This window comes from Paraburkholderia sp. Ac-20340, assembly GCF_017104965.1.
Taxonomy (GTDB): domain Bacteria; phylum Pseudomonadota; class Gammaproteobacteria; order Burkholderiales; family Burkholderiaceae; genus Paraburkholderia.
In genome coordinates this window covers 113,372-124,307 of record NZ_JAAGPR010000024.1, presented here as the reverse complement: position 1 = coordinate 124,307, position 10,936 = coordinate 113,372, and the positions used below count along the sequence as shown (strand labels likewise).

10 protein-coding genes are annotated in these 10,936 nt (G+C 59.8%); 2 read left to right on the top strand and 8 right to left on the bottom strand.

Annotation, left to right across the window (positions count from 1 at the left end):
• Positions 1–259 precede the first annotated feature (259 nt).
• A complete protein-coding gene (locus G3N59_RS25815; RefSeq protein WP_205985641.1) occupies positions 260–1,552 on the top strand; it encodes an MFS transporter in 1,293 nt (430 codons plus the stop codon).
• Between the two features lie 266 nt (positions 1,553–1,818).
• A complete protein-coding gene (locus G3N59_RS25810; RefSeq protein WP_205985640.1) occupies positions 1,819–2,769 on the top strand; it encodes an SMP-30/gluconolactonase/LRE family protein in 951 nt (316 codons plus the stop codon).
• Positions 2,770–2,920: 151 nt separating this feature from the next.
• On the opposite strand, the gene G3N59_RS25805 is transcribed toward G3N59_RS25810, so the two are convergent.
• The 8 genes from G3N59_RS25805 to virB11 all read right to left on the bottom strand — a co-directional run bounded on the left by G3N59_RS25805 (position 2,921) and on the right by virB11 (position 10,924).
• Positions 2,921–4,294 carry a hypothetical protein gene (locus G3N59_RS25805; protein WP_205985639.1) on the bottom strand — a complete coding sequence of 458 codons (1,374 nt, stop codon included), beginning with the start codon at positions 4,292–4,294 and terminating at the stop codon, positions 2,921–2,923.
• Positions 4,295–4,368: 74 nt separating this feature from the next.
• A complete protein-coding gene (locus G3N59_RS25800; RefSeq protein WP_205985638.1) occupies positions 4,369–4,695 on the bottom strand; it encodes a killer protein in 327 nt (108 codons plus the stop codon).
• Positions 4,696–4,709: 14 nt separating this feature from the next.
• A complete protein-coding gene (locus tag G3N59_RS25795; RefSeq protein ID WP_205985637.1) occupies positions 4,710–5,171 on the bottom strand; it encodes a hypothetical protein in 462 nt (153 codons plus the stop codon).
• Positions 5,171–5,878, bottom strand: coding sequence for a StbB family protein (gene stbB / locus G3N59_RS25790; protein ID WP_205985636.1), 708 nt, complete (start codon positions 5,876–5,878; stop codon positions 5,171–5,173). The genes G3N59_RS25795 and stbB overlap by 1 nt, the downstream gene beginning before the upstream one ends.
• Positions 5,879–5,942: 64 nt before the next feature.
• Positions 5,943–7,634, bottom strand: a complete 1,692-nt coding sequence (locus G3N59_RS25785) for an LPD7 domain-containing protein (protein WP_205985635.1) — start codon at positions 7,632–7,634, stop codon at positions 5,943–5,945.
• On the bottom strand, positions 7,631–9,370 hold the full coding sequence (locus G3N59_RS25780) for a type IV secretory system conjugative DNA transfer family protein (protein WP_205985634.1): 1,740 nt from the start codon (positions 9,368–9,370) through the stop codon (positions 7,631–7,633). Before G3N59_RS25780 ends, G3N59_RS25785 begins: the two co-directional genes overlap by 4 nt.
• 1 nt (position 9,371) lies before the next feature.
• On the bottom strand, positions 9,372–9,887 hold the full coding sequence (locus tag G3N59_RS25775) for a hypothetical protein (protein WP_241024089.1): 516 nt from the start codon (positions 9,885–9,887) through the stop codon (positions 9,372–9,374).
• Positions 9,884–10,924, bottom strand: coding sequence for a P-type DNA transfer ATPase VirB11 (virB11, locus tag G3N59_RS25770; RefSeq protein ID WP_205985633.1), 1,041 nt, complete (start codon positions 10,922–10,924; stop codon positions 9,884–9,886). Before virB11 ends, G3N59_RS25775 begins: the two co-directional genes overlap by 4 nt.
• Positions 10,925–10,936 lie beyond the last annotated feature (12 nt).

Genomic DNA, 10,936 nt, shown 5'->3' with positions numbered 1-10,936 from the left:
AGACGACATCAAACGCAAACGCAATTCGAAGGAGGCAGCCCCCAGTCATTAACCGCATGAGCGGGTGTATCAAATTACGATTGCGTTTGCGTCCGAAGCTGTATCAACTTGAGATTGCGTTTGACAACGTTGACGAACAGTGCGTCGCTGTCGGTTAAGCCCTCAACGTTGCACGTTCGGTTGTAAGCAGCCTGCGACAGACGGGCCCTACGACGGACGTATCGAAGCTACCCCGCAACCTGCGGGTCAGAGGAGACACATGATGGATACGATAGAAAAGCAGGTCATGAGGAAGGTCAGTAGGCGTTTCTTGCCACTACTATTCCTGTGCTTCGTTGCAGCCTTCCTTGATCGGGTAAATGTCGGATTTGCGGCGATCACCATGAATCGGGAACTCGGGCTCACGGCCACCAACTTCGGAATGGGTGCAGGCCTCTTCTTTCTCACCTATTTTATTTTCGAGGTGCCGTCCAACCTCGCGCTGCAACGCTCCGGCGCTCGCAGATGGATCGCGCGAATCATGGTCAGTTGGGGGTTGGTAGCAGGGGCGATGGCATTCATTCAGGGCCCGTCTAGCTTCTATGCGCTCCGCTTGCTGTTGGGTGCCGCCGAGGCGGGCTTTGGTCCCGGCATCATGTTCTTTTTGACGCTGTGGTTTCCCGCCGCATATCGTGCACAGGCGCTGGGCTACTTTTTTGTCGCCATGCCTTTTGCCAGCGTGATCGGCTCTCCGATCTCCGGACTTCTCGTTAGCCTTGATGGCGTGTTGGGCTTAAGCGGCTGGCAACTCATGTTCCTGGTACAAGCGGCCCCAACGATCATTCTCGGTGTACTCGTATGGTATGTTTTGACGGACACACCGGAACAGGCCGACTGGCTCTCAGTGTCAGAAAAGCAGTGGTTGATTGGCGCGCTACAGAACGAACACAATGAGCGTATTTCTACGGAAGAAAAATATGGGGCGGTGCTCACCAGTCCAATCGCGTGGGGACTCGGTCTTGTCTTCTTTGGGATTGCCGGCCTGAACTACGGCATGAGCTTCTTTCTGCCGCAGATCATTCATGCGTTCAATCTCAGCATACGGACCACTGGTGCACTAGCCGCTCTCCCGTTTGCGGTCGCCTCGATTCTGATGATATGGTGGGGCAAGCGTTCCGACAGTCGGCAGGAACGTATCGCACACACTATCATCCCCCAAATCCTGGCAATTCTCGGACTCGCAGCATCGACTCTTGTCACAACACCCAGCCTGAAGCTTCTTTTCATAACCATCGCGTGTGCGTCCGTGTTCAGCGCCATCGTCGTATTCTGGGCGCTCGTATCGGGTGACCTTCCGCCATCGCAGGCCGCCGCCGGTGTCGCATTGGTCAACTGTGTGGGAAATCTGTCTGGCTTCGTGTATCCAGTCCTCATCGGCGGCCTAAAAGACCGTACGGGCGGGTATGACGCTGGCCTGCAAGTGATTGCTGGTTTCGGTGCCATTGCAGCCGTCGGCCTGATTGTCTCGTATGCGCGTCGACGTAGGGTTGAGACGACGCCAGCATACGACTAGCACCATGTTCGGCAAGGGCGCTCTGCGCCCAGTGATGTGCCTCTGAGCTTCGCCTTCGACGCGCTATACGGTGACCGTCCCGTGACGCCCGCGAGCGAAACCCGAACGCTCTAGCCGCCAACTTGCATCAGACGTGTTCTGAATGCAGTACTCGTCAATGGCTTCACGAGATCAGTATCCCGCCGCATTCCCCCAACTGGCGTTGTAGCGCCACGGACAACTACCGTTCTGACGCGACCCTAACCACTTACTCAGCCACTATTGCGATGACCACGCCCCTCGTTGCACTTGACTCTGTTTCAACCATCGGTGCCGGACTCACGAGACCGGAAAGCGTTCATTGGTGGAATGGCGCCCTTTATTCCTGTGACTTGGAGGGTGTGATTGCTATAACCGACACCAACGGTCGCTCGCGACTGCTCTGTCCTCCCGGGTCCTTACCCGCCGGAGTCCGGCCGAATGGCATTGCGCGGCGCGCTAACGGTACGTTCATTTTTGCGAACATCGGGCCCGGCGGCGGCATTTGGCAGGTCAAGGGAAGTTCAGTGTCGCCACTGGTACAGGAGATCCAAGGACAGCCTATCCCCAGCACCAATTTTGTTTACGTGGACGATTTAGATCGTGTCTGGATTTGTGTAAGCAGCACCGATGCTGACTGCCATGCACCTGACTACCGCTTTAAACGGTCGCAGCCGTCGGGGTTCGTCGCCCTGATGGATGAATTCGGAAAATGCCGAATCGTTGCTGACACCATTTCGTGGACTAACGAATGCCGTATCGATAGGTCCGGAGCGCACTTTTACGTTAACGAAACAATCGGCCGGCGCCTGCTTCGATTTTCAATTGGACCCGATGGAAGTTTGGCTGACCGCGAGACTTTCGCGGAGTTCGGCAGCGGAACATGGCCGGACGGCCTTGAGTTCGATCCACGTGGCAACATCTGGGTGACCTCGCCAATATCAAATCGTGTTCTGCAGCTAACGAAAGATGGTCGCCAGCGCCTCGTCATCGAGGACGCCGAACAAGAGTCGCTGGCTGAGTCAGAATCCGCCTTTCATGCCGATGAATTCCGAAGGTCTCACTTCTACAACGCGCGATCGCGTCACCTTCGTCACATAACGAGCATCACCTTTTCCGACGACGGCGACTTTGCCTATCTAGGCTCACTGCGATCGGAGTCCCTTTACAAGCTACCAATATTCGGCCTTCTGGACTAGCCCACGCGCTCCCATCGCGACAAATCGATCGTTGAGATAAGCCTTCTTGCATTAAGAGCATTACGGTTCGTCCAATGTCGGCGTTAAATGGAATCACCTCTTCGCTTTCGTTCGATTCCTAAATATCGATTGGTCGGACAGCTAGAAGTCTTCACCCGCCTTGCGTCTGTTGAACGCCGGCGAGCGTCAGAATCTTTGCGGCAACACGGCGAAAAAATGCGTTGTCGCGCTCTGGCTGCCTATTGTCGTGTTCCACATGGTGTTCCATCAGGATGCCCCGGTGCCTCATGATGCCGTGAGTGCGCGACTTACGCTCGAGATATTCGGACTCTCGCGCGCCCATTGTCTCAACGACGATACGATGCAGCCGCCGTGAAGAAGCGCTGGCCTCGACCGTACGAAAGGTTAGTTCGAAATCTGGACGGCACCACAGGCTGGGGCCGTCAAGCTGCCGCACTTCTCGATCGAAGAGAGGCTTGGCAACCGTTACATCAACACCGCGCTTTCTTACCCACTCAATGACGCCGAGCAGTAATTCCAGCGTAATGCGTTCGTAGTGACTATCGAGCGGGACGGGCTGCGCTAACGAAAATGCGTGCTGCGCGAATGCCTCGCGGAAGCGTGCGTTCCCGTGACGGTCCCTGTCGACGACCGCGAGCACCCAGTAGGGAGGCTGCCGCAGGTCGTGGTCGCGGCCGCCGGCGCGAATGCCCTTTTCCGGTCTGACGAGCCGTTCTCCGAGGGCCGTGAACTTGATCGCGGCACCATCGCGGATTTCGTCGGCGACGAATAGCAACAGCGCGCTGCGCACCTTCTTCTTCGGCCAAGGCAACGCGTCGATCTCAGCCATTTTCTCATTCGGCTTGATCCACGGCTTGAAGTAAAGAACCTGCCCCAAGTCAAGCTCCGGGCTCAATGCCTCCATCGCCGCATAGTCCTCGAAGCGCTGCCAGGAGTGGGTCTTCTCCCTTAAGACGTCGAAGTCGACCGAAGCGAACGCCGCGTCGTTGAGGAGCGTGTGAAGAATGCGTCCCAGACGTGGCAGTTGCCGGCCCTCTTCCCCACGCCCACTGACAAATACAGCCGGATCGCCAGGGCGTACGATACCCTCATGAACATCGTCGAGATAGTCCAACGCGTCGTCGACCGGCTTGAGCGGATTGTGCTGCCCTGGGCGAGCAGAGTCTTCGTCCGGTTGAGTATCCAGTTCCGGGCCCTGTCGAAACGCGGCAAGCGAGCAGCGATGCTCTCCATATTGATGCATGCGCACGAAATGGCGCGGACCGTCGTCGCGCACGCGCGCTGTGAGACGCGGCTGCTTCTTCGATCCCTGCCAGCAATCGCATTCGAGCCAACGTCGTACCCTTCGCCCATCGTGCATCTCCTCGAGCAAGGCCGTCACGAGGCCCAAATCGTCGGGGCGGACTTCCTGACCGTCACCACAAAAACGGCGGACTGCAGCACATTCTTCGTGGGTAAGCGATCGCTGGAGCTTGTCAGGATGGTCCCGGTCAATCAGGCGCATGGCTGGTTCTCCTCCGTACCAATGATGCTGGAACATGTCGACGCTGCGTGAGTCGACGAGCGGCGCTACAGAATTCAGGGGCCGCTTTGGACTGCTCCATATTTCGAATTAACGGAGCCCTTCAGGTCGTCCCCCACCGACTGACACTGATTCAAGAAATCTCCGCGCGCACTGGACGTGCCACTCAGGTCAAAGTGCCCGTTGTGGAATTTCACGATGGAAAAGTAAGTCGCTTCGTACTCGCTGCACGTCTTGCCACCGCTGCCGCCGGCGATTACCCCCGCAAGACAGAGAACGACCCCGCACGCATCAACGTTGTCATCCGCGCGCGCCGCCGGCGTAGCGAGTGATCCAATGAGGGCCGCGCTGCACACCAAGGCCACCATCATTCGTCGTTTCATAGGTCTTGCACTCCTTACTTTGCTAGCAGGTGCGTACTGGCTACAAAGACCGGGAGTGCGACCGACAGAGCCGCAGTGACCAGCGCCCCACCCACCACCCAGATCGCAAGTTCCTTTCGGCTGATAAAGCCGCTGCGGCGTCGCTCCTGCTGCAGGACTTCCCGCAGCAGTTCGCGACTGCGGCCGTTCGCCTCGTCGTACTGGCGCAGCGACAGCTCGCCCAGGAGTTGGTCGCGTGCCTCCTCGAAGACGGCCGCTTTCTCAAGCACCTCGGTCGACGATTCCGAAAACCGCGCCAGAAATTGCTCATAACGCGCGGTCATTCTCAGGAGCGTCAACTCACCGTCGTCCTTGAACTGCTTGCCGCTGTCCTTGAGAAGCTTTGACAGTTCGCCCACATCGCGTCGCATGAGCGACAGTTCGCCCAGCACTGCGCCGATCAGTTCTTCGCGAATGGCATCGTCGGCCGCGCCCATCACTGCACCAGGAGTTTGAAAGCAGCGTCGTGCTCGCGCGTGACCCGAGAGGCGAGCCGCTTGATGGCAACCATCTGGCGAATGTGTGCGCGCTCGTGTTCCGGCGTGTCGTCCTCCATGGCCCGGGCGTTCCACGCCACGTAATCGGTTGGATCGGCGTTGACTTCGCTGATCGTCTTGCCAATCGATTTGATCTTTTCGTAGATCGGATTTTCGTACACCACCCCAGCCGGGTCGAGCACGAACTTTCCGGCCGCGCGGTACTGATCGAACAGACGAGCGAATACCTTTGTCACATCCGACTTGTTGTCTACGAAGTTGAACACCAACCGGATCTTGGCCGGGTCGATACCAAGTTCGGCGAGCTGATTGAGCGTCGCGATCGTGTCGACCTGCTGCTTCAGGGCGGGCACAGTAGGCACAATGAATCTGTCGAAATCTTCGTGAGATCCCTCGTATCGCTGCATCAACAACACGAAATCTTCGACATTCGACGCCCCGATATCGACAACGACACTTCTCAGCGACATCATCTGCTGCTGCAGCACATCGAAGTCTCTTCCGCGCAGCGCCTCGGTTTCTGCGCCGTCCGCGTTGATTGACTCGATGGGAATGACGTCCGCACCCTCGAGGCGCGGCGCAAGCAGGTGACGGGCAATGGTGGTTTTGCCAACGTTGCCCGAGAAGTTAATGACGGCGATTTTCATGGATCGGCTCTCCGAATGGACAATGCTGTGCGGGGCTGCAGTTTGCGTGCAGCTATCGACAGAGTTACGGTTCGAGTTCGAATGACGGCGCGCCATGACTGGCCTCCTGAGTGGACTGTTCCGGTGCGCGATCGCTACCCGCTTCAGTACGCGGCTGCGACGGCTCCACGCCCTGGTCGGCACGCTCGCGCGCGATCTGTTCGCGCACGGCCTCAATGGTCGCCTCGCTCACCTGCGGCATCGGGACGTCGAGCGGACGGTTAGTTGCGCGCGCCTCGGCCACGGCGCTTTCGAACTTCCCCCGCAGGCGCTCCTTCTGCTGCTCGGGCAGCCCCTTGATCTCGTCTTCCAGGACCTCGCGGGCGGCCTGTTCCTTGATGCGCTCGCGGGCCATATCCAGCGTAACCTGCTGCTCCCTGGTGTACTTCCAGTTGCCGCTCAGGAAAGCGTCGCGTGCCTCATTGATGCGACGCCGTTCATCGATCTCGCGGCGCACACTGGCCATCTGCTGTCGCTGCTCGCGCGTGGGCAGTCCAGCTACATCCGGCGACGACACGTGCCACTCGTTACGGCGGCTCGTCACGGACTTCGGCGCCAGTTCCTTCCCGTTTTCGTCAAACTGCCTCTTCAGGACAGCGACCTCGCGGTTGCCGCCATTTTCGAGCTCGATGCGCTGGCCAACCTGGACACCGCTTTCTGCAATCGCCCGCTCGATGTCGAAGCCCCACACGGTTTGCTCGCCAGACGGCGTGCGTACAGTCGCGTAATAGCTGTCGTTCTGCTTTTCGTCGTGATTGAACGGCGCGGCGCCGTGCGCGACAAGCACGCCTGCCGTGACGCCCGGCGTCGCCGCCGCTGGCGATGCGGACGACGCGGCCGGCAGCGGGGCTGCCGACGGCAGGCCGGCGGCAGACGGCCCCCGCTGCGGAGCGGAAGGCCCCTTGTCCGTGGGCGGCAACGCCGTAGATGGGCCGCGAGCCGTCCGTTCGGGATCTGACCTGCCCCCCGGTACCGGCTGCTCCGGCATCTTTCCGTCCCCCAAGGACTCCACCGTGTTCGTACGCTCCGGCTCGTTGGTGTTTGACCGCTCGCCGGCTGCTATACGCATCGCTTCGCGCGCGGCGGTGAGTCGCGCACGATCCTGGGCGTCCGGCTTGAACCCGCGTGAGGGCACGCCGGCAAGTTCGGCCACAATCCACGCCTGGCGCCGGAACTCTTCGCTGCCCTTGATCTGCAGCTCGCCCCAGTGCTTCGCCTGCGCGACGGCCACCATATGCTGGATCACCTCACGGTCTTCGCTCGCCGTGGCAAGCGAGCGGCCCTTGTCCTCGAAATGCACGGTCTCGCTCTTGCGGTCGAGATACTTGCCTTCGTACGTCACATAGCGATCACGTACCGACTTCGGCACCTCGTAGCCGGTCTTCTCCGTAATCGGCTTCGGACGGATACTGTTCTCGCCACTCTTCGGATCGAGCGGCTTGCCGATACCGGCGGCTGGTTTAACGGTGTCATCAGTCGGCGTGCTGCCCTCTTCAAGGTGTGCCTTGGCCCGCACGCGGTCGGCTTCGCGGATCTTCTTCAACCGCTCACGCGTCGCGTCATCAAGAGGCTGTTCAGGCGTTCCCGGCGCGAGGCGTGCGTCCTCCTCGTTCGCCGGCAGTGTCTGGCGCGCGCGGATGTCCGACGCGTCATTCTCGTTGGCCGCGTCGCGCTCGTGGACGTCAAGCCGATCCTGCGGGATTTCGATCTCGTTCATAGCGGGGCTCCTTCAGTTACAGGGGTAGAGGGCGCGTCCGGCTGGTCTGCCGCGACCGCATCGGGAACCACCTCACGCAGGTATGGCATCAGCCTGAAGAGCGAGGAGCGGATGCTTTCACGGTTAGCAAAGTGGACAGCCTTCAGCACACCGACCTCATGCCCGCGCACATCGCGCACGGGGCTGGCCGCGGCGCCGATCGTGGCAGCCTGGGCTCGGCGTGCAACGTTCTGCGCCTGCCACCACTGCCCAACATCGATCTGCGACACCGGCGCGCACAGTTCGCGGGCGACGAATGCCGCATGCTTCATCTGCTGTTCATCCGGAAATTTCGGCGAGAACCCAAACATCGCGCCGCGGCGATTGGTTTTTTCAAGGTCTGCCATGACGCCCTGCAGATAGGGGCTTTGCTGCACAAGGCGGTCCACGAGTTCGGCGTCTTCGTAGAAGTACGCCTTGTCGCACAGGATCGGGTTGCACCCTTCTATCGTGATGATCTGCTTGTTCTTCGGAAGTGCCCGCAGTTCCTGCGGTAGCATCAGCGGACGGGCGTGCTCGCTCTCGTTCGTGCTGGTCGACGCGCTGCGGCCACGACTGCGCCCCCTCGAGCGCGCCAGAAACGTGAAAGTGCCGAGCATCTTCGAATACTCTTCGGAATCCTCTCTGGTCCGCGGTGCAAAGATGTTACGCATCTTGCAGTTCACCGCGAGCGTCTGTGCGCCGTGCTTGCCGTACAGCTTCGGATCCTCAAGCTGCGACATGCTGTGGAAAATCAGCATCAGGCGCAAATTGAAACCGGCAATGAACGCATTGCCCGTGTCGATGATGTCGATCTTGCCGGGCGCCGCAAACTCGTCCATGATCAACGCGCACTGGTACGTCAGGTCCGGATTCTCGGCGGGCTGCTCGCGCGTGTTAAGGTCGATCAGCTGGGAGAAGAACAGGTTGATGAGTAGAGCGCCGGCCTTGAGCTCGTTCGGCTTGATCGCGACATAGATCGACATCGGCTTTTTGCGCACCTCAGACGGATCGAAATCGCATCGTGATGTCGCTGCGTCGACAATGGGATTGCTGAACACGTTCAGCGGTGCGGTCATCGTTGAAACGATGTTGGCGAACGCTTCCTTCGATTGCGACAGGAAGCGGTTCAGGCAGTCCAGGCACTCGAAGCTGAGGGCAGGTAGCGTATCAGTCGGGTTGGTACGCGTACTGACGATCGACGATACGTGCTCGCGTATCGTCCTGCCCTTGCCGGAGGCCTGCCGCAGCACCTCGCCGAACGTGCAAGGCAGCGACGGCGTTTCGAGCAGGTACAGCACGATGCCGATGAAGAGATTGCGCGCGTTGTCGTTCCAGTATTTCAGCCGCGCATCGACGTTCGACGGGTAAAGATGTTCACCGATGCCCATCACGTCGCCCACACGCATCCAGGCAGGGCGCCTCTCAATGTACGCAAACGGGTTGTAGCCGTGAGTACGGCCATCCTCGGCGAACGGAGCCCACAGCCAGGTCTCCTGACCGCATCTACGCCTGTAACCCGAGGTATACAGCCAGTTCTCGCCCTTGATGTCCTCCACCACAACCGAATGCGGATAGGTGAGAAGATTCGGGATCACCATCGAGACGCCTTTCTCAGCGCGGGTGCCGGCCGCGAGCATCAGGAAGTCCTGGCCGCGATACTTGAGGTATTCGCCCTTGTACTTGCCGACGATAAACGGAGGGTACATATGCGACATGTCACTTCTCCAGCAGGCCGGCTTTCTCGATGTCGCGGCGTGTGGCAAAGCGCGCATCGCCGAATTGCGCAATGCGACCACGCGATTTTGCGAGCGCCACTCCCACGATTGCGACCGGCAGGCAACCAATCACCGCCGAGAGCAGTGTGCAAACTCTCAGGGCGCGCACGACCGACGGTACGTCGCCCCAGGCATGCCAGTAGTCATAGAGCGTGAACAGACTCACCGTGTTCGGCGGCAGCTTCTCCATAAGGGCGAAGAGCCTTCCGCCGGCGTACTGGCCGAGTGCCACGGCGCCGGTCTCGATCACCAGCAGCACGACGCACGGAATCAGGATCCTTAGATATTTCGGCATGGCGCTCCTCAGTGCTTTGCGATACCGCCGGCCGGCAGACGGGCTATATCGCGCGATCGACCACCCGGTTGGATGCACGAGCGCGAATTCACCCTGCGGCCTCCATTTGCATGCCGCAGAATCCTCAGCGGCGGCCTGAATGTCGAGATCGACGGCGTTCATACCGCACCGTCGAGCCATTGCCACTTGCCGATCGGGTCGTACCAGATCTCGGCAAGCCGCTTTTTTCGCATGTACAGCACCAGATCAACCGTCGAGCGCACCTGCCCGACGATGAACTGCCAGTCGAGCGTCTGGCCCACCACACCCTGCTTGACGAGTGTGGCGATGCGCGAGTGCGCAGTGCGCGCGCCATTGCAATGCAATGTCGTGATGCCGCCGGGCGTGTCGGTGTTCATCAGCGTGATGTAGTCCCATGCCTCATCGCCGCGCAGTTCGGCCATGAACACGCGATCGAACTTCATGCGCAAGGTCGAGCGCACCAGCTCCTTCGCCGGAAGCTCGTCGCTGAAGAACATGTGGACGTGGTTAGGGTGCTCCGGTAACGACAGTTCCGGGATGTCCTGGATCGTGCCGATTCGCTCATCGGTTGGCACAAGATCGACCAGTCCCTTGTGTAACGTGGTCTTGCCCGACCCGGTACCACCAGCGATCAGGATGTTCAGCCGGTTTGCAACAGCGAGCTCTAGCATGCGCCGGATGCTGCGCTCACCTTGTGCCTCTAGCATTGCCAGCTCGAACGGCTGGAGAAGGTCATGGTGGGAAGTGTCACGCCGCGGAGAGACATCGCGATAGTCGCTGAACCAGCCCCTATCCTCGTACTCGCCAACAGAAAACCGGACCTTTGAGGGAATGCGGATCGTGATAGAGAGGGTGTCGCGCTCGCAGGCAGGGGCCATTAGCACGTGACCGCGCTCGCCGTCGGGAAGCACAACAGGGTGGATCGGGTCTCGCGTGGACAGCTTGCCCCCCTTGGCCACCGTCAGGGCATTTCCGAGCTTGAAGCAGGCATCCAGCGTGCATGCGGGCGCGTCGTGCCGCTTCCAGCCTTGCGGACCTTCCGTCCAGATCTCGCCGGGACGGTTGATCGCGACTTCGGTCAGTCCGGTATCGAAGAAATTCGAGATGCCCATCTGCTTGAGGAAATTCCGCGCAATGGTCCCTTTCTCGATGACGTCAATCATCACTGCGGCATTCATCAGCAAGCCTCC